This window comes from Bradyrhizobium sp. BWA-3-5 (assembly GCF_032917985.1).
Taxonomy (GTDB): Bacteria; Pseudomonadota; Alphaproteobacteria; order Rhizobiales; family Xanthobacteraceae; genus Bradyrhizobium.
This window is the reverse complement of record NZ_CP136626.1, coordinates 4,425,302-4,442,129: the sequence shown is the minus strand read 5'-3', so window position 1 is coordinate 4,442,129 and position 16,828 is coordinate 4,425,302. Positions and strand designations below refer to the sequence as shown.

At 63.0% G+C, this 16,828-nt stretch carries 22 protein-coding genes; 14 read left to right on the top strand and 8 right to left on the bottom strand.

Annotation, left to right across the window (positions count from 1 at the left end; genetic code table 11):
* Positions 1-35 precede the first annotated feature (35 nt).
* Both RX331_RS21595 and gmk read left to right on the top strand, forming a co-directional pair.
* Positions 36-923, top strand: coding sequence for a YicC/YloC family endoribonuclease (locus tag RX331_RS21595; protein WP_317251932.1), 888 nt, complete (start codon positions 36-38; stop codon positions 921-923).
* Between the two features lie 4 nt (positions 924-927).
* The gene (gmk, locus tag RX331_RS21590) at positions 928-1,581 is read left to right on the top strand and encodes a guanylate kinase (protein WP_317251931.1); all 654 of its coding nucleotides are present in this window, start codon (positions 928-930) and stop codon (positions 1,579-1,581) included.
* 18 nt (positions 1,582-1,599) lie between these two features.
* On the opposite strand, the gene RX331_RS21585 is transcribed toward gmk, so the two are convergent.
* Complete coding sequence (locus RX331_RS21585; RefSeq protein WP_317251930.1) at positions 1,600-2,769, bottom strand: hypothetical protein; 1,170 nt, start codon at positions 2,767-2,769, stop codon at positions 1,600-1,602.
* Between the two features lie 146 nt (positions 2,770-2,915).
* On the opposite strand from RX331_RS21585, the gene RX331_RS21580 reads away from it, so the two are divergent.
* On the top strand, positions 2,916-3,458 hold the full coding sequence (locus tag RX331_RS21580) for a hypothetical protein (protein ID WP_317251929.1): 543 nt from the start codon (positions 2,916-2,918) through the stop codon (positions 3,456-3,458).
* Positions 3,459-3,518: 60 nt separating this feature from the next.
* Here RX331_RS21580 and RX331_RS21575 read toward each other — a convergent pair whose 3' ends face one another.
* Together RX331_RS21575 and RX331_RS21570 are read right to left on the bottom strand one after the other, a co-directional pair.
* On the bottom strand, positions 3,519-4,022 hold the full coding sequence (locus RX331_RS21575) for a hypothetical protein (protein WP_317251928.1): 504 nt from the start codon (positions 4,020-4,022) through the stop codon (positions 3,519-3,521).
* A 34-nt stretch (positions 4,023-4,056) separates the two neighbouring features.
* Positions 4,057-5,412 (bottom strand): caspase family protein, encoded by a 1,356-nt coding sequence (locus RX331_RS21570; RefSeq protein ID WP_317251927.1) that lies wholly within the window; start codon positions 5,410-5,412, stop codon positions 4,057-4,059.
* A gap of 1,051 nt (positions 5,413-6,463) precedes the next feature.
* Between RX331_RS21570 and RX331_RS21565 the strand changes: the two genes are divergently transcribed.
* On the top strand, positions 6,464-7,900 hold the full coding sequence (locus RX331_RS21565; protein ID WP_317251926.1) for a peptidoglycan-binding protein: 1,437 nt from the start codon (positions 6,464-6,466) through the stop codon (positions 7,898-7,900).
* A 105-nt stretch (positions 7,901-8,005) separates the two neighbouring features.
* Here the strand turns inward: RX331_RS21565 and RX331_RS21560 are convergent, their stop codons facing one another.
* Positions 8,006-8,200: a CsbD family protein gene (locus RX331_RS21560; protein WP_317251925.1), complete on the bottom strand. Its 195-nt coding sequence runs from the start codon at positions 8,198-8,200 to the stop codon at positions 8,006-8,008.
* 293 nt (positions 8,201-8,493) lie between these two features.
* Between RX331_RS21560 and RX331_RS21555 the strand changes: the two genes are divergently transcribed.
* Both RX331_RS21555 and RX331_RS21550 read left to right on the top strand, forming a co-directional pair.
* Positions 8,494-8,712 (top strand): hypothetical protein, encoded by a 219-nt coding sequence (locus RX331_RS21555; protein ID WP_317258204.1) that lies wholly within the window; start codon positions 8,494-8,496, stop codon positions 8,710-8,712.
* A gap of 160 nt (positions 8,713-8,872) precedes the next feature.
* Positions 8,873-9,502 (top strand): hypothetical protein, encoded by a 630-nt coding sequence (locus RX331_RS21550; RefSeq protein WP_317251924.1) that lies wholly within the window; start codon positions 8,873-8,875, stop codon positions 9,500-9,502.
* A 43-nt stretch (positions 9,503-9,545) separates the two neighbouring features.
* Here RX331_RS21550 and RX331_RS21545 read toward each other — a convergent pair whose 3' ends face one another.
* From RX331_RS21545 to RX331_RS38870, 3 genes are all read right to left on the bottom strand, one after another.
* On the bottom strand, positions 9,546-9,713 hold the full coding sequence (locus RX331_RS21545) for a hypothetical protein (protein WP_317251923.1): 168 nt from the start codon (positions 9,711-9,713) through the stop codon (positions 9,546-9,548).
* Positions 9,714-9,848: 135 nt separating this feature from the next.
* The gene (locus tag RX331_RS21540; RefSeq protein WP_317251922.1) at positions 9,849-10,274 is read right to left on the bottom strand and encodes a hypothetical protein; all 426 of its coding nucleotides are present in this window, start codon (positions 10,272-10,274) and stop codon (positions 9,849-9,851) included.
* Between the two features lie 270 nt (positions 10,275-10,544).
* Complete coding sequence (locus RX331_RS38870) at positions 10,545-10,811, bottom strand: hypothetical protein (protein WP_410707956.1); 267 nt, start codon at positions 10,809-10,811, stop codon at positions 10,545-10,547.
* A gap of 264 nt (positions 10,812-11,075) precedes the next feature.
* Here RX331_RS38870 and ligD point away from each other — a divergent pair, with 264 nt between their 5' ends.
* From ligD to RX331_RS21505, 6 genes are all read left to right on the top strand, one after another.
* Positions 11,076-11,996, top strand: coding sequence for a non-homologous end-joining DNA ligase (gene ligD, locus RX331_RS21530; RefSeq protein WP_317251920.1), 921 nt, complete (start codon positions 11,076-11,078; stop codon positions 11,994-11,996).
* On the top strand, positions 11,997-12,158 hold the full coding sequence (locus RX331_RS21525; RefSeq protein ID WP_317251919.1) for a hypothetical protein: 162 nt from the start codon (positions 11,997-11,999) through the stop codon (positions 12,156-12,158).
* 116 nt (positions 12,159-12,274) lie between these two features.
* Positions 12,275-12,847, top strand: a complete 573-nt coding sequence (locus tag RX331_RS21520; RefSeq protein ID WP_317251918.1) for a GrpB family protein — start codon at positions 12,275-12,277, stop codon at positions 12,845-12,847.
* Positions 12,848-12,897: 50 nt separating this feature from the next.
* Entirely contained in the window at positions 12,898-13,245 is a 348-nt protein-coding gene (locus tag RX331_RS21515) for a hypothetical protein (protein ID WP_317251917.1), read from the top strand.
* 773 nt (positions 13,246-14,018) lie between these two features.
* Positions 14,019-14,216, top strand: coding sequence for a hypothetical protein (locus RX331_RS21510; protein WP_317251916.1), 198 nt, complete (start codon positions 14,019-14,021; stop codon positions 14,214-14,216).
* A 380-nt stretch (positions 14,217-14,596) separates the two neighbouring features.
* Positions 14,597-15,064 (top strand): hypothetical protein, encoded by a 468-nt coding sequence (locus RX331_RS21505; protein WP_317251915.1) that lies wholly within the window; start codon positions 14,597-14,599, stop codon positions 15,062-15,064.
* A gap of 64 nt (positions 15,065-15,128) precedes the next feature.
* On the opposite strand, the gene RX331_RS21500 is transcribed toward RX331_RS21505, so the two are convergent.
* Entirely contained in the window at positions 15,129-15,593 is a 465-nt protein-coding gene (locus RX331_RS21500) for a helix-turn-helix domain-containing protein (RefSeq protein ID WP_317251914.1), read from the bottom strand.
* 114 nt (positions 15,594-15,707) lie between these two features.
* On the opposite strand from RX331_RS21500, the gene RX331_RS21495 reads away from it, so the two are divergent.
* Both RX331_RS21495 and RX331_RS21490 read left to right on the top strand, forming a co-directional pair.
* Positions 15,708-16,424, top strand: coding sequence for a hypothetical protein (locus RX331_RS21495; protein WP_317251913.1), 717 nt, complete (start codon positions 15,708-15,710; stop codon positions 16,422-16,424).
* Positions 16,425-16,485: 61 nt separating this feature from the next.
* Positions 16,486-16,809 (top strand): YnfA family protein, encoded by a 324-nt coding sequence (locus RX331_RS21490; protein WP_317251912.1) that lies wholly within the window; start codon positions 16,486-16,488, stop codon positions 16,807-16,809.
* Positions 16,810-16,828: the final 19 nt, after the last annotated feature.

The window sequence follows — 16,828 nt, the reverse complement described above, 5'->3', positions numbered from 1 at the left end:
TCTCGAAATTCCTGTCCTTCGGAGAGTGTTACGCGATGGCGCTATCGAGCATGACCGGTTTTGCCCGGAGTCACGGCGCCAGCGGGCCCTATACGTTCGAATGGGAGCTGAAGTCGGTCAACGCCAAGGGTTTTGACCTGCGCTTGCGCCTGCCGCCCGGCTGGGACGAGGTGGAAGCCTTCGCCAAGAAGCGCGCCGCCGAGGTGCTGTCGCGCGGTACGGTCTACGCCAACCTCAACGTCAAGCGCGCCAACGCCGTCTCGACCGTACGCATCAACGATGACGTGCTCGCCTCGGTCGTGAAGGTCGCGGGCGAACTCGCCGCCAGGATCGACGCGGTCGCGCCGAGCATCGACGGACTGCTCGGCATCAAGGGTGTCATCGAGGTCGTGGAGCCCGAAAGCGACGAGGCGGAGGACAAGGCGGCGCGGGATGCGGCGGTCACGGCCTTCGAGCAGGCGCTCGGCAACCTCGTCGAGATGCGCCGCCGCGAGGGCGTGACGCTCGGGCAAATCCTGATCCAGCGGATGGATGAAATCGAACGGCTGGCGAAAAAGGCCGAGGCGGCGCCCGGCCGCAAACCGGAGGCAATCCGCGCACGGCTCGCCGAGCAGGTCGCGGCGCTACTGGAAACGTCCGAGCGCTTCGACCCTGACCGGCTCCATCAGGAAGCGATCATGATCGCGACCAAGGCCGATATCCGCGAGGAGCTCGATCGCATCGCCTCGCATGTTGCGCAGGCCCGCGAGATGATCGGCAAGGGCGGCCCGGTTGGGCGGCGGCTCGACTTCCTCGCTCAGGAGTTCAACCGCGAGGTCAATACCTGCTGCTCCAAATCGAACGATCTGGAATTGACCCAGACCGGCCTCGAAATGAAGAACGTGGTCGAGCAATTCCGCGAGCAGGTCCAGAATCTGGAGTGAGGAGATGGCGGCTTCCGGTTTCGATGGAGTTGAGCGGCGCGGGCTGATGTTCGTCCTGTCGTCGCCCTCGGGCGCGGGCAAGACGACGCTGTCGCGCATGCTGATTGCCGAAACACCTGCGCTGCAGATGTCAGTGTCGGCGACCACCAGGCCGAAGCGGCCCGGTGAGGTTGACGGCAAGGACTACTATTTTGTCGATCACACCCAGTTTGAGACGATGGTCACAAACGGCGAGCTGCTGGAGTGGGCGACCGTATTTGACAACCGCTATGGCACGCCACGGGCGCCGGTCGAAAGGGCATTATCGTCCGGGCAGGACGTGCTGTTCGATATCGACTGGCAGGGCACCCAACAACTGCGCGATAAATCGCCGAATGATGTGGTCAGTGTTTTCATCCTTCCCCCGTCAGTGTCGGCACTGGAACAGCGGCTGCATACGCGGGCGCAAGATTCCGATGAGGTCATCCGCGGCCGGATGAGAAAGGCTGGCGATGAGATGAGCCATTTCGACGCCTACGATTACATCGTGGTCAACGACAATATCGGAATCGCATTCGAGGCCGTGAAATCCATCTTGCGTGCCGAACAGTTGAAGCGCGACCGGCAAGTCGGCCTTTCGGACTTCGTACTTGGATTGCGGCGCCAGCTCGAGAAATAAGCCGCCGCTTCAGCGCCGTTACGTCTGCGCGCTGCGGGCGAGACGGGCCAGCATTTCCGTGACCTGCTGCTCGCGCTCGCGCTCCTGCTGCACCGGGCGCCGATTGGCGGGCGCGTAGGACTCCGGTGTCGCGCGCGACCGTTCGCGGGGCACGCGTGTCGTCCGCTCCTGGAATGCACGTTCCTGGAATGCCCTCTCCTGAACTGCCCTCTCCTGAACTGGCTGGTCCTGGAATGGCCGATCCTGGAAACCGCTGCCCTGGAAGCCCCGCTCCTGGAAGGCGTGGTCGCGCGGGGCGCGCGCGGGCTGCATGCCGGCGGTGCGCCGCAGCTTGGCGTCCTCGTCCTGGAACATCGGCTGCGGTGCGCGCTTGCGGGCGGAATCCCACATCGCGCGCCGCTTCTTCCGCATCGCGCGGCGGGCCCGCATCCGTCCGATCCTGACGATCGCGCTGACCGTGAGGCCGGCCAGCGCGAGCGCGGCCGCCATCACCAGAAGCAGCTTCTGCAATGAGGCGGTCGGCGGCTTTGCCGGCTCTGCCGCGACAGCGGCGATCTGCTCCGCCGTGGGCTGCTGCACGTAATCGGTCTGCGGCTGCTGCTGCTCGACCGGCGCGGCGGCGGCCGCCGCGACCTGAAGCGGAGCCGGATTGCTCGAAGCGCTTGCGACGGGCGCATCGTTCCAGCGCATGCTTGACAGCGGCGCGGGGGCCAGCACATTCGGCATCGTCGCGCGCTGATCGGTCTGCACGGCCGGCACGGGCGCCGCCGCGGCAATCGACCGTGTCTCTGCCCTGACTGGCTCGGCGCGGGGCGGCTGGGCAACATATTCGGCGCGTGCTTCGGCGAATTTCTGCGTCCGCGACGCATCAGTCGAAGGCGGGGATTCCGGCGGTGCGGCGCGTGCGAACTTGTCGTCGGCCTTCTCGCTTTCCTCGCGCATATACCAGCACTGGCGCTTGGTGACGCGGTCGAGGCGATAATACCAGTGGCTGCCGGCGGGTGTTGCGCCGCTCGGTGCCGACAGGCAGCTGTCCGCGACCTGGGCGAGCTGCATCGGGGCTTCCGCAACGCGGTCCGCCGCTTGTCCTGTCGTTTGCGCCCGGAGATCCGTCATGGTGGCGAGGTGTGTTCCTGCCACGACACCGGCAAACAGCGCCGGGACGAATTTCACGGAACACTTCGACATCTGCAACCCCGGACACGCAACGCAACGCGAACGCTTGATGCCGCCAATCTGGTCAGAGACTTGGGTCGCAATGAGCCGCGATTTTGGAGCGGATGGGGTATAATTGCGGCTGCCGCGCTGCCGCAATTTGGGCCGGCTAAGACCCTGTGATATCGCTGGAAAATCGCGGCGTTTCGGCGACTTCGATCGGCTATTGTTTAGAAGCGGTCCAGCGTCCGGTGCAGCCGTCCGATCGCACGAACGAGCCGGAGCCGGTGCGGCCCGAAAATCGCCCCGTGCTGGTCCAGCTCAAGCCCTGGACCGAACCGCCGCTGCGCGTCGCACCGTTCGGGCTGACCGAGCCGGAGCTCAATTCGCCGGAAATCCTGCCACCCGAGATGACAAATCGCTCGCTGGCGCTACCGCAGGGCGTGCCGACGGCAACGGAGACCCATGTGCCGTCGAAATTGCCGCCACCGCTGCCGCCTTCGCCGCTGCTCTTGCGCGAGGTACGGCGCGGCTCGTCCGCTTCCGGCTTGGCACGCCGCGTGGGCTTTGAAGGTTCAACGGTGCGCGGCGCCTCGCGCGCGCCGGACAGCGATTTCTCCTCATTACCGATGCTGCCGCCGGCGCTGCCGGACTGCGCAAACGCCCCGCCGCTCACGGCGAACGCCAAGAGGAGCGAGAGGAGATCCATTCCGATCAAATGACGAGCCGGATATCTCATAATAAAATGTTCCAATACTTCCCGGCCGTGGCAAGCGGCCGCGCTATTGCTTCGACGCCGTCCATGTCCCCGTGCAGCCATCCGATTGCCGGAACGTCCCGCCACCGCTGCGCCCCGAGAGCCGGCCCGTCGTGATCACGGTAATGCCATTGTCATTGGTGGTCGCGTAAACCCCGCCGTCCGGGCTGACGGTGCCGCGGGCGTTGCCGCCGATGATCTTGCCGCTGGTGACGACGACGGCGTTGCTGCTGGTGCCCTGGCAGGTCACGCCGCGGGAGCGCACGATCCACGCGCCGTCGAAACTGCTGCCAGTGCCACCGCCGCCCTTGCGCCCGGGAGGGTGCGCCTCGTCCGCATCGGGCGGATTGCGCCGCGCGGATTCGGCAGGCCGTGGCGGTTCGCGCGAGCCGGACAGCGACTTCTCGTCATTGCCGATGCTGCCGCCAGCGCTGCCGGATTGCGCATGAGCAAACCCGCAGCCGCAGACGAGTGCGAGCAGCAGGACAGGCAAAGCGATCGGGGACGAGGGTCGGACGGCATCTCGCATGAGCAGGCAATTCCAATATCGCGAACAACAATTTTCAGCGGCCCGATCCATCGGCACAGACCGCGCCAATAATACGGCAGGATTTGCCAGCCTTGCCGCACTCATCGAGCGCGGCCTGCCGCGCGCGCTGAACGGTGTCGCGCTGCAGAAGCGACCATGACTTGTCCGAAATCGCGAACGCGCCGCAGCGCGAGCCGTAGAAGCTCAATTCCATCGGACATTTGCTGGTGCCGCAATTGTTGCGCGCGTCGTCGATCGCGGCGCGGCGCGAGGCGTGATTCCAGGACATGCCCCATTTGTCGCCGTCGGGTCCATAGACGATCGAGCCCCACGGCTTGAGGTCTTCCGTCTTGCGCAGCCGCGACAGCACGCCTTCGGTGGCTTCACCGTTCGGCGTCATCCTGACCTTTTCCTGAAACTTGGCGATCGCGACGCGCATGCCGTTCTTGCTGTCGAGCGGCTCCGGATCGTAATTGAGCTCGAACAGGCGGTCGCTCAATTCGCGCAGCAGGACCGGGTCCTTGATCGGAATGCGGTCGGGATCGGGGTGTAGCGTCGAGGCGAGCGGCTCCGGCTGTGGCGCGGCCGCGGCGAGCTGCTGCGGCGCCGGGGCAGGGGGCACGAAATAGAAATTGCCGTCGATCGGCGAGGACGACACCCAGGGCTGCTGCGATCCGCCGGTCTGGCGCTTCACCGCGAGGCCGACCTGGTTGAAGGTCTGGAAGATGTCGAGCCCGGCCTGCTTGGCCGTCGTCGCCAGCGCCTTGGTATAGGGGCTGTGGCCGTCGGTGCCGTCGAGCGCGACATTGCCGGGCTGCGTCGCATAGGAGATCAGCGTGCCTTCCGGCGCGCGCATCTGTGCGAGGCCGCCATCGGACGCACGCAGCCCACGCGCACCGAACGGATTGTTACGGCAGGCATCGAGGATCACCATGTTGAGCCGTGTGCCCGAACCCTGCATCTGCCGCAGCACGAGGTTGACGTCGACCATCTGGAAATCGACATCGGCCTCGCGTGTCGGATTGGCGCCGACAGGAACAAGATAGTTCGAGCCGGAGACCTGCACGCCGTGGCCGGCGTAGAAAAACAGCGCGACGTCGGCGCCCTGTACCTGGCGGCCGAAATTCTGCACGGCGATGTCCATCGCCGGTTTGTCGAGATCGAGCTGGGCACGGCCGCTGATCAGCGTGAAGCCGAGGCCTGACAGGGTCTCCGCCATCAATGCCGCATCGTTGCGCGGATTATCGAGCCGGGTGACGTTCTGATAGGCGGAGTTGCCGATGACAAGCGCGACGCGTTTTTCGGCAGCGGCCGGCGCGGTGAGAGCGACCGCCAGCCATGATGCAATCAAGGCGATATGCCAGATCGTCCCGTCGATAGCCCCGCGCATTCCAATCAGCCCCGCTGCCTGATCGGACCAGATTATCAGGTGGCTCGCCGCGGGAAAAGCAGCGCGGTGTTTCCAACATCGTCAGGCCGGGGCACCCCCGGCATAACGAGTTCGGAGTTCGCCGGTGCTACAATACGATTGTTGTTCTCGATTGCTGGGCAGGCCGGTTAGGAACCGATCTCGCGGCACGTTGGCGGCAGCCGCGCCGGCATCAACGTGGCCTCCGACAATGAGAGGTGAATGGAAGGCCGGATGAAAACAACCTGCACTCGTACCCTCAACTTTCGACTGGATACGATTTTCCGAGCAGAAGTGACATGCGAATGAAACAAAAGCCCGGCCGCGAGGCCGGGCTCTCGTTCAGTGTAAATGACTAATCAGATAAATGCCGCCGCCGACCACAACGATCGCCGGCACAGCCCACAAGATGATCACAGGCATTTTGTCCTCCTCCAGTAGACTCGACGTAAGTTCAATTCGTAGAACGCGAATCCGTTCCGGGTCGGGAACAATCGGTAATGCCCGAAGCCTGCCATTGACGGTTACTCGCCTCAGGGTCTGCGAAGCATACTGACGCAGCATGCTCGGTGCCCGTGCTTGCTCACCAGCGCCTCACGCTGACCATTGGCGCTCCAAGACAACGGTGACTGCGTAACAGTGGAACCAGTTCTGCCATGGAAGTTCTCGGCGGTGGGACAAGGCCCGCGACAATCGGCATCTCAGTTTTGCGCGCCGGATCGCGGCCGCCATGGAACGACGGGACCAAATGCCTGTTTTTCCCGAGCACTATCGCGCACCGCCGGTGCGCCGTCTTTCTCTTCAACTGAAGAGCAGGCGAGTAACTCAGGAGGAATAGATAATGAGTGGAATGAAGAGCAGGTTTCTGCTTACGACGGCGGCGTTGCTTGCTGGCGTGAGCCTTGCGTCCGCACAAGGCGTGGGCGGAGGCGTCGGCGGCGGTAGCGCCGGCGAAAAGGGAATGTCGGCTGGCTCCGCTGGGTCGTCCGGTGGCATGTCCCACAGCGCACCCGCAGCATCCGGCAGTGAAGGCATGACGCAGGGCCGCGGCATGGAATCCCGGGAAGGCGGTCGCGCCGAAGGTCCCGGTGGGCGAGAGATGGATTCCGGCCGCGCGCAACGAGATGAGCCTGCCCCGCGTGAGCGGAGCCGCGCCGAGGGCTCGCGCGACAGCGGCAAGGGCCAGACGGTTGGACAGGGACGATCCGATCGCGACGATGCCAGGCATACGCAGGAGTCCGGCAAGGAGCAGCGCGAGACTGGCAATAATCGGGCGCATCTGCAGGGCCAGAAGGAGCAGACGGCGGGCCAACGAAGGCCCGACCGGGAGGATGCGCGCCGATCCGACGACCGGGCTCACGACAAGGGTAAAGCCGACAGCCAGCAGGCCCAACAGCCGTCGCGTCAGAACCAGACCGGGTCCGGCACACAGAGCCAGAGCGCGCAGGATCGGAATTCGAACCCGGGCACCAGCCAGAATGTCACGCAAGGCCAGACCAATGCGACCGCCCAGGGCCAGACAACTACCACCAGCCAGACACAGGGCCGCACCAATTTGACCAGCCAGCAACAGACGACGCTGCAGCAGTCGGTGCTTCACGCCAGCAATGCGCCACGCGTCAACGCGAACTCGATCAACTTCCAGGTCCATGCGGGCGTGGCGGTGCCGTCGAGCGTGTCGGTCGTGTCAGTCTCAAGCTATCCGGCATTGATTGACGTATTCCCCGCCTATCGCGACTACAGCTTTTTCGTCGTGGACGATGAAATTGTATTCGTGGATCGTGAGCGGCGGGTTGTCGACGTCGTGCCGGCGGGGCAGAGGACGCGTTTCAGCGGCGGCAGCCATGGCAGCAGCAGCGTCGCCACTATCGATCTTCCGCCGGACGACGTCCGCGTCGTGCAACGCGTGTTGATCGAACGAGGACTGCTCCACGGCGAGGCCGACGGCGTGTTGGGCCCGCAGACCCGGGAAGCCCTGACGGTCTACCAACGGCAACAGGGGATTGAGGTGACCGGCAGCATCGATGCCGGCACCGTGTCCTCTCTTGGCGTTTCGGCCCGGCTGAGCCAGCAGGCTAACCAAAGCATCAGCCAGTCGCAGTCCACAACGACGAGCAATCAGACCTCCACGACCAGTCAGGGGCAGGCCGGCACCGGTCAAGCGCAGACGGGCCAGCAACAGCCCAGTCAGCAGAACGCGGCCGGGCAGACGCCAAGTCAGGCGTCAAGTCAGACGTCAAATCAGAATACGGGCCAGGCGGCCAATTCGCCGCCTGCACAGCAAAGCCAGCCCTCTACGACGACGGGCCAGAGCACGGCGCCAAACCAGTCGAGCACGACGGGACAGGCAGCTTCGCAGACGCCAGGCGGAAATCCGCCGACTGCCAACCAGAACACTTCGTCTGGACAGGCGCAGGGCGCTGGTTCGTCAACCAGTCAGCCGGCACAAGGCAGCACGTCCAACCGCTGACGCTCGGCGCATTGGAGCCCCGCATTCGCGGGGCTCTTTTTTCCTTACCGGTGCGCGTCGCCCAAGAAAAAGCCGCCCGAAGGCGGCTCGCTTTCTTTGATATTGTTATTTCTTCCTTGCAGCATCCGCCGCATCGCGCAGGCCATCCTTTACGTCGCCGGCCACGTTATGTGCGGAGCCCTTAGCCTTGTCCATCTTGCCTTCGGCTTCCATGTTCTTGTCACCTGTAAGCTTGCCGGCACCTTCCTTGATTGCGCCTTTTGCCTTGTCCGCGGCGCCTTTCACATGTTCGCGATCCATTGCGTGCTCCTTCGTTGCAGGACGTCGTACCACAACGGCGGATCCGTCCAGCCGTTCCTCATCGCAAACTGCAGCTCTGCCTCCCGCTGCGGAAGTGCACTTTGGCACCTAAGGATGAGCGAAGATTGATGCGGACGTGCCGGTCGGGTTCCTGCGGATGCGAACAGCCCGACCTAACCTTTGTTGTATCCAGCCGAAGCGGCACCCGTGTCTACTGGCGCATCACCTCTCGGCTCACAGGCATTTACATTTATAGGTGAGGGAACGCCAGCTTGCGCTTTCGCCTTCCTCTAATGGAACGGACCAGCGCCAGGGCAGAGCTGCGTCGATTCAAACAGACCCAGTCCTTGGAAGAACGTCTTGCAGCGGAAGCAAAGCGCTTGCGTGAGGAAGCCGAGCTGCTTCCACGAGGCCTGGCTCGTGAGCAACTCTTGCGCAAAGCGCGGCAGGCCGGGACCGGCCCACATATGAGCGAATGGCTTCGCTCGCCTGGACTGCGAGCGCCGACGTAAGATGTTCTTCGGCTGCTGACTTAGGGGAAACCGCCAATTGTGCGGGCAGCCTGTGCATAAACTGTGGATAACCGCCCCATTTCTGACTTAATCCATGATCTAACTTCCTGAAGTTACTGAGATTTGTTGTTCAAAAGTTCCATTGTTGCGTAGGTGCGTAATGAACAGATTTCGGTTGATAATGTTCGCCGCCGGGACTGCGGGCGTAACGATTGCATTGTTCTTTTCGGTGACGCCGACGCAGGCGAAACAATGCAGTGCGCAACGGCCGTCAAACGCGCAATCGTATTGGTCCTATCGGCTGATCGACGGCCGGAAATGCTGGTACGAAGGCAAGCCGATGCTTTCAAAATCCTTATTGCATTGGCCAACCTCGCAACACACCGAAGCGAATTCTCGCCCGTCGTCAGAACCCCAGGGAGCAAAGCCTCGCAACCTGCTGGATGCACAGGCGTCGATTTCCGGCGATGCAGCCAAGCCGAAGCCGCCGGCAAATCCCGAGATCGCTGACGCTAGCCCGATGCCGGGAGCAACGCTGACGTCAGAAGATTTGCGAGCTTGGGGCCAAGGCAAGGTGGCAGCGATCGCCGCAGAGCCGGCGGCGGTCATGACGATCCTGGACCGCTGGCCCGATCAGGAGCTTCCGCAGCACTGGGCCAAGTTAGCGCCAGCGGGAGAATCGGTCGCGATGACCCCTCGAGCCATGATGGTGGCGATTATAATCTTCATGGGGGTGATGGCGATGCTGATTGAGGTGACCTTCCATCGCAGACCAATTCGACGATGGTAAGCGCTGCAACAGCGGCTGACTTCACACCCACACTATTCCGGCATCACTTCTGCTGTGCCCGAGACTTATCGGCAGGTTGTTCCTGACCCTTGTCGTCACGAACAATTCCTTGCTGGGCTGCGGTCCGCGTCTCCGGCTTGGGCATGCCCGCCTGTCCGCCGTGCTTGCCTCCCATATCCTGCCGGCCTTCCAGATCATTTTCTTTCGGCATTCCACGGTCTCCTTGTGAGCGACCAGGGATGAACCGGGCGTTGTCTGGATTGTTCCGGCATCCGGCGCTCCGAACCTGGCTGCGGACCGCTATCGGGAACAGCGTCTTCATCGGCCCTGCTTGAGGTGGCTTGGTCTAGCGCTCTTCATCCGGATGTACCCACTTGTACGGCGTGATTTCCTGTTTTTCCGTCAGCTTGATCATGCGCACCGGCGGCGCATGGCGGCCCTTGCGACATGAGCGGCATTTCAGCGACGCCTCCAGTTTCCAGATCGGCGTATCGCGGGGGCGGCGGATGGCTTCGAGCGGCAGGCTCACGCGCGTCTTGCACCTGACACATTCGACTTCGAGCCAGCCAAGGCCGCCGCTGATGCATTGTCCGATGGTTGGGGAGGGTTGGGCAGGTCCGCCGTAGCCTTCCATTCGCACCGACCACGCATGCGCCTCGGCACGATCGGCGTCGCGAATGGCTTTCCTTGCGGCCTCTCTGGCGTTCCGGGCGCGTATGTCAGCGCCCATGATCTGACCGCCCCAAATGACTTCGCGCTTTTTCGTGCTCATGGCCGCCGATTACAGCGGCTCCTGCAACACTGTGCAACGCTACTAGGATTAGCGGCGCGGAACAGCTTTTTCCCACCACCGCTTTGTCAATGCGTCACCGATATTCAATCGCTGCAGGCCAGCAGGCTGTTCGCGCGCTGTGCTGGCTGCTCGATCGGCATGTCGGAAATCAGCTACTATAGTAGACATTTTGCCAGATCGTCCCGTGACAGTTGTGCGCAGCGCAGTCGCGCGTGAGCTTGCGCCGATGCCTGCCGTGTCATTTTTGTCTCAGTCCGACTCTATTGGCGTCCAGGTAACATTTGATAGTGCTGCTATCATTGGATACCGCCATGACTCAGATGCCAGGGGCCGGCCATGAAGGATTATCAGGCGTCCATCCAGAAACTGCGAAGCGACGCTGCCGAGGCCGCGCTGATCCGCGATCTCGCCGCAGACCAGGCCAAACGCGAAATATTCAATCGGCTGCACGAACACCTCGCCCGGCTTGCCGATGAAGTCGAGCGCGCCACAAGGGCTGCGGATTCTGTCGATCATGCCTCGAGTGAGATCGATCCGCCTGCAAGCGAAAAGGGCCTCAGTCAGCGAACTTAAGTCGCTGCACTGAGGCCCTTCTTGGGTGGAGGCGTCGCAAGGGGGACGAGATGCGACAGCGCCTCAACCCACCACCGCGTGCAACTGGTCCCGTTCGCGAGACGCAACGCGCCACGGGACGTCAGGTTCCAGTTTTTCCCGACTGGAACGATCCGATCCGCGCTACCTTGAATCGATATTTAATGGCGTGGCGTGGAGTTTTTTGTTGTGGCCTTTCAGCGCAGGAAGCCGGCAGTCGTAGGCATCAAGGCGCCGTATCCTGGATTTATCGAGCCCGCACTCGCCTCCTCGATCGAGAGGGTACCGACGGGCCAACGCTGGATTCACGAGATCAAGTTCGACGGCTATCGCGTTCAGGTCCATCTGACGAACGAGGCGGTCAAGATCTTCACCCGCCGCGGTAACGACTGGACCAAACGCTTTCGAAAAATTGCCGACGACGCATGGTCTATCAGCGCCGGCTCGGCCATCATCGATGGCGAAGTCGTCGTGCCCTCCGCCGACGGCACGACGGATTTTTCCGTGCTTCAGAACGAGCTGAAGGGCAAGTCGAAAAAGATCGTCCTTGTCGCCTTCGATCTGCTCTATCTCGACGGCTACGACCTCCGAAAGCTGCCGCTGACCGAGCGCAAGGCGCATCTGAAAAACCTCGTTGAAGGCACCGACATCCAGTTCAGCGAAAGCTTTGAGCTCGACGGCAAGGAGATGTTTGCCCACGCCTGCAAGGTCGGGCTGGAAGGCGTGGTCTCCAAGGTCCGCGACAGCCGCTATTCATCGGGGCGGGGCAGGGATTGGGCCAAGATAACCTGTGTGCAGCGCGAGACGCTGGCCATTGCCGGCTTTGCGCTCGACGGCAACGATTGGGATGGCATCTATCTCGGCCGCCGCAGGGGTCATGACCTGGTCTATGCCGGCAAGGTCGACCACGGCTTCGACGAGAAATCGTCCGCCGAGCTGCGCCGGCGTCTTACGCCGTTGATCCGAAAAACGCAGCCTTACACCCGGCCGATTGCGCACAAGGGCATCTGGGTGGAGCCGGAATTATCAGTCGAGATCGAGTACCGCGCCAAATCCGCCGCGGGAAAGGTCCGCCATCCCTTCTACCGCGGGCTGCGGGAGGATCTCTAGGTGGACGATTTCGACCGGTTCTGGGAATGGGCCAACAAGCCGCTGCATAGCCGGCTCACGATCCCTGCCGATCTTCATCACGCCGTCACATCGCTGCCGCGCGAAGCATGGGACGACCGCGAAAAGGTCAATGAAGCCGTCCGGAAGGTGAGTGACGAATGATCGCGCCATGATGAGTTGTGCCGATCGATGGCCGGATGATGCCGCAATAACCCAGTCGTGATTTATCCGCCGCAACCTGCGTGTTACGATCGCTCAACGATAATCGGGGGGCGAGCATGGAGAAATACGGGGCGGGGTCGATCGTTGTCTCCGATTATGATCCTGCCTGGCCGGTGCTGTTCGAGGAAGAGAGTGTGAGAATCGGGAGTGCGCTCGGGCCGCTCGTCCTTGCTGTGGAGCACATCGGCAGCACCGCGGTGCCCGGGCTTCCGTCAAAGCCGATCATCGACTTGCTGGTTGGCGTGCGGAGCATCGAGGAAGCAAAGGAGCGATGCGTCGGGCCGATGGAAGGGCTGGGATATGTCTACATTCCCGAATACGCCTCATGGCTCCCCGGCGAGCTGTTCTTCCGCAAAGGCCCTCCGGGACCATGGACCCATCATGTGCACCTGATGGAGACGTGTCATCCCCGCCGGGAGGCCTTTCTGGTGTTTCGCGATTATTTGCGTGCCCATCCCGAGGCGGCGCGCGCCTATGCCGATATCAAGCGTGGCCTTGCCGCCTCGTCACGTGACGACATCAAGGCCTACCGGACCGGCAAAAACAGCTTCGTCGAGGAAACGACGGAAAAGGCGCGTGCCTGGCACGCCCGTATGCGCCTATCCGGCGAAAATGATGCTGCCCGTTAGGTGATCTTTAAGCGAAAGTCCAAAGGCGCGACGCTTTTGCGACGCCGGCAATGACGAAGGTTCCGGAAGATCGTACGGTATCAACGCTCATCTGCACCCGATCCGAATCGCCGGACGGCCACCCGAGCGGAATTCTCGCACTGCAAGCTGCGGCCATGAGATCAAACGCGCTGAATCTTGTTGCGACTTTCCTGCTTGGCCCCACGCTTCTGGCACTGCTGTTCGCATGGCAAGCGAGAGAACCCGGCGACAGCGAATTCGTCTTCGCCTTCTGGCTCGGCTTTGGCGTGCCCGCGCTGCTGCTCGCGATGTTTCTGTTTTGGCTTGGCAGACCCGACCGCTTTCGCCGGAACGACGATCAGGTCGGCCGCACGGCAGATGGCGGCGGACCACATTGATCGCCGGCGAAGCGGATGTCTGCGGGCCGCTCGACATACCGCAGTTCGACGGCATGCCCGGTTGAGCGAGGCCGTTTGCCTGCCGACATGACATACCGGCCGAGGGCCGGCGCCGCAATTCCTATCGCCCCTTGTGATCTGGTTAACAATTGCCGTCATCGTGCGGCTGTACGTTCCATGCGTGGCAGGGGGTATCGCGATGGAACGGAAGGTCCGGTTTAGCAGGTCGGCAGTCCAGGTCCGCAGGGAGAGTCTGCAAAAAAGGTTCTCAGAGCTGCAGAAGCTCAAGGAGCAGGTGCGGCTCGCGGAAATCGCCGCCGAGCAATCTGCGCACCCGGAGCAAAGGATTGCGGGCCTCAGTGACAGGCCGCGGTGACCTGGCTCGCGCAGCTCAAGCGCGATGGCGATGCGACAAGAATTCAAGCCAGAAGAACTGCCGTGATGTCCTGGTTTGTCTCGGCGTCGGATGGCTCTCAATTCCGTTAGAGGGCATTGCGGGGGCGGTGCAACCGGTTGTCGCGATCCCAGCGATGAATGCTCGGCTGCATGGCTGCGTACGCCGAAAGTCGTGGCGTCCTCGGTCAGCGGCAATTACTCAGATGCCGCCACTTGAGCCAAAATCAGGAAGTTTCTCAGAGGAAACGAAATAAACTGCTGGCGGGGACTATCGATAGGGAACAGGATGTTCCCGTCACCGCACCGTTCCCGGCATCTATCGGTGATGAGATCGCCAATTGCGCTCCCGCCATCTTCTCATGGAATGGAGTAGCGCCATGCAGCGACGCCGTTTCAAGCACATTCTATCCTTTCCGGATCGCCTTGCGCAGGAAGCGGAACGTTGGCGTGCGGAGGCCGAGAAGCTGCCGCCCGGCACCGAGCGGCATGAACTCGAACGGAAGGCGCGACAGGCCGAGACCGCCGCGCACATGGACGAGTGGCTGCGCTCGCCCGGTCTGCAACCCCCGAAATGAAGAGGGCATCGTGCGCAGCGTTGCGGACTACCTGGAGCGAGCGGCCGAATTCGAAGCGCTCGCTGCGAAAACGGATGTAGAGGTGCTGCGGAAGCGATACGGCGACAGCCGCGTGTTATCGTCTGCTGGCAAAAGAGCGGGAATGGCTGATCGGAACGGGGGCAGTGGAAAGCGAGCCGCCGATCGGCGATCCAGCTTGCTGACCGGCGCCGTTGCCGCGCGCCACCGCCGCAGAGCCTGAGCTCACCGGCATGTTGCGGCAGCGAAGCTGCTTTGGCCGCTATCGACGTTACCCTCCAGGCCCGGTACGATGCGCCCATTAAAGCGGCGGGCCCGCGGTCGGGCGTCCGCGGCAAATAAGCAATTTTCGGGGGCAGCCCATGGTGCGGGGCGGTCGTGCGGTGCTGGCGGCAGCGATGATGATGGCGACGGGCACGCCCGTGGCGGGGCAGGTGCTCGACGCCACCTATCGCGGCACCATGGTTTGCGAGAAACTGCCGTTCACCAGCGGCCAGATGCGCGAGGCCATTGAGGTCACGATTTCCGGCGACGCGGCGCGCTACACCCACGTGGTGCGGCTGCGCAACGCCGCGGTCGAGGCCACAGTTGAGCAGGGCACCGGCACGGTCAGCGGCACGAAGATCGATCTTCAGGGCAGCTGGAAAGGCGGCAGCCAGCAATATGAGGCGAGATATAGCGGCAGCTTCGTGCGGCGTAGCGCCAAGCTGAAGGGCACGCAGAGCTGGACCGACGGCGGCAAGACCGTCACGCGTGCCTGCACCGGCGCGATCAAGCGGCCGTTCAAGCCGTTCCTGCCGCGGGGGAAGAAGCTGGCCGCGGCGGAATGACGGTAGCCTGTCCGACCGGTCCAAAAAGCCGCGAGATAAGCGGCAGCTGCACAGTGAGTCCGCGTTACGAACACGCACTGCAATTCGAGCGCCGGGCTGAAGACTTGGACCTTGCCGTCCGGCCCTTCGACAAATCATCGAGGATGACGCATTCAGGGCCCGGCCCGCCGGCGCATGACGCATCGCAGCTCGCGACGAAAGCTGCGATGCTGCGTTCCAATCCCTTAAGCTCGGCGAGTTTCGCGCGTATGGCGACCAGATGCCCGTGTGCAAGGTCTCGGGCATGCAGGCAGGAGCGCGATGGATCCTGCATCAGCGCAACGAGCGAACGCACCTGATCGATCGAGAAGCCGAACTCGCGGCAGCGGCGGATGAAGGTCAATTGCTTCACATCGGCGTCGCCGTAAACGCGCTGGCCGCCCGCTTGGCGGTTTGCCGTCCGCAGCAGCCCGATCTCCTCATAGTAGCGGATCGTCGGCGCATTGGTGCCGGTGCGGCGGGCCAGCGCGCCTATCTTCATGGCGCTCATCGATCTGTTTTTCTCTATCTTTTCCCTGGCAAACATTTCGCTTGAAGCTCAAGTTACTTGAAGAAGTACGATCCCAGCAACGTCCGATCCAATCACCTTCAGGAGAGACCTTGCATGTCGATCGTCGAAGCCGCCCCCATCGCCTGCACGCTGACGCCGGGAGAGCACAAGGACCGGCTTTCCTGCATTGCCGCCCTGAACAGGGATGCGCTCCGGAGCCACCGCCGCGACGGCCTCGTGCTCGAATTGCGCTATGCGCCGGAAGCGCGCGCCCGCGTGCATGAGATGGTCCGCAGCGAGCAGGGATGCTGCGGCTTCCTCGCCTTCGATCTGCAGGAGGCGGAAGGTGAACTCCGCCTCACCATCACCGCTCCCGAAGCGGTGCGCGAAGCTGCAGTCAGCCTGTTCGAACAGTTCCTGGCGCGCGCGCCGACGTCTTCCTGCGCGTGTGCGAGCCCGGCGGCGACGCTGAAGATGTCCTCGAACGAGCCACGCGGATCGAAGGCCGCGGGTGTGACGTCGATGACGCTGTCGACCGGCGCGGTCGCCTGCGGCGTGTGCTGCGTCCTGCCGTTTGCGCTGCCAGCCGCCGTTCTCGCCAGTACCGGGACGCTCCTGGCGTGGCTTGTCAGCGTCCATGTGTGGGTCACCGCGCTTGCGGTCCTCGCCGTCCTCGGCGCATGGGGATGGGTCGCATGGCAATCCGGACGCACGCGGCGCAGGCCGGCGAGGTCGACGCTCGTCATGATGGCGCTGTCGACGACATTGATAACGGTCGCCGTTTTCTGGCCGGTGATCGAGAAGCCTCTGATCCGCATGTTGCGGGCTTGATCCGCGCCAGCCAACGATCCGTTGCCTTGAGCGGCAACGGATGCCGTGCGACGTTCGCTCCATGAAAACTGCTGTCGCCTATACCGGCGCCGCGATCGCCGAAATCGCCGGGTGCTTCGCCTTCTGGGGCTGGCTGCGCCTTGGCAAGCCCGCCTGGTGGCTCTTTCCCGGCCTGCTCGCGCTGATCCTGTTTGCCTATCTGCTCACGCTCGTCGAGACCAATGCTGCGGGACGCGCCTACGCCACCTATGGCGGCATCTACATTGTCGCGTCGCTGGCTTGGCTGTGGATGGTCGAGAGCATTCGCCCGGATCGCTGGGACGTCGCGGGCGCCTGCCTGTGCTTGATCGGCGCGGCCATCATTCTGTGGGGACCGCGGGGGTAACCTGACGGCGACGCGTCAC

Excerpts from the sequence above, each read along its gene's own strand:
- RX331_RS21595 (WP_317251932.1), top strand. The coding sequence starts at position 36 with ATGGCGCTATCGAGCATGACCGGTTTTGCCCGGAGTCACGGCGCCAGC.
- gmk (WP_317251931.1), top strand. The coding sequence starts at position 928 with ATGGCGGCTTCCGGTTTCGATGGAGTTGAGCGGCGCGGGCTGATGTTC.
- RX331_RS21585 (WP_317251930.1), bottom strand. The coding sequence starts at position 2,769 with ATGTCGAAGTGTTCCGTGAAATTCGTCCCGGCGCTGTTTGCCGGTGTC.
- RX331_RS21575 (WP_317251928.1), bottom strand. The coding sequence starts at position 4,022 with ATGCGAGATGCCGTCCGACCCTCGTCCCCGATCGCTTTGCCTGTCCTG.
- RX331_RS21570 (WP_317251927.1), bottom strand. The coding sequence starts at position 5,412 with ATGCGCGGGGCTATCGACGGGACGATCTGGCATATCGCCTTGATTGCA.
- RX331_RS21565 (WP_317251926.1), top strand. The coding sequence starts at position 6,464 with ATGACGCAGGGCCGCGGCATGGAATCCCGGGAAGGCGGTCGCGCCGAA.
- RX331_RS21560 (WP_317251925.1), bottom strand. The coding sequence starts at position 8,200 with ATGGATCGCGAACATGTGAAAGGCGCCGCGGACAAGGCAAAAGGCGCA.
- RX331_RS21555 (WP_317258204.1), top strand. The coding sequence starts at position 8,494 with ATGGAACGGACCAGCGCCAGGGCAGAGCTGCGTCGATTCAAACAGACC.
- RX331_RS21550 (WP_317251924.1), top strand. The coding sequence starts at position 8,873 with ATGAACAGATTTCGGTTGATAATGTTCGCCGCCGGGACTGCGGGCGTA.
- RX331_RS21545 (WP_317251923.1), bottom strand. The coding sequence starts at position 9,713 with ATGCCGAAAGAAAATGATCTGGAAGGCCGGCAGGATATGGGAGGCAAG.
- RX331_RS21540 (WP_317251922.1), bottom strand. The coding sequence starts at position 10,274 with ATGAGCACGAAAAAGCGCGAAGTCATTTGGGGCGGTCAGATCATGGGC.
- RX331_RS38870 (WP_410707956.1), bottom strand. The coding sequence starts at position 10,811 with ATGATCGACAGAATCCGCAGCCCTTGTGGCGCGCTCGACTTCATCGGC.
- RX331_RS21520 (WP_317251918.1), top strand. The coding sequence starts at position 12,275 with ATGGAGAAATACGGGGCGGGGTCGATCGTTGTCTCCGATTATGATCCT.
- RX331_RS21515 (WP_317251917.1), top strand. The coding sequence starts at position 12,898 with ATGACGAAGGTTCCGGAAGATCGTACGGTATCAACGCTCATCTGCACC.
- RX331_RS21510 (WP_317251916.1), top strand. The coding sequence starts at position 14,019 with ATGCAGCGACGCCGTTTCAAGCACATTCTATCCTTTCCGGATCGCCTT.
- RX331_RS21505 (WP_317251915.1), top strand. The coding sequence starts at position 14,597 with ATGGTGCGGGGCGGTCGTGCGGTGCTGGCGGCAGCGATGATGATGGCG.
- RX331_RS21500 (WP_317251914.1), bottom strand. The coding sequence starts at position 15,593 with ATGAGCGCCATGAAGATAGGCGCGCTGGCCCGCCGCACCGGCACCAAT.
- RX331_RS21495 (WP_317251913.1), top strand. The coding sequence starts at position 15,708 with ATGTCGATCGTCGAAGCCGCCCCCATCGCCTGCACGCTGACGCCGGGA.
- RX331_RS21490 (WP_317251912.1), top strand. The coding sequence starts at position 16,486 with ATGAAAACTGCTGTCGCCTATACCGGCGCCGCGATCGCCGAAATCGCC.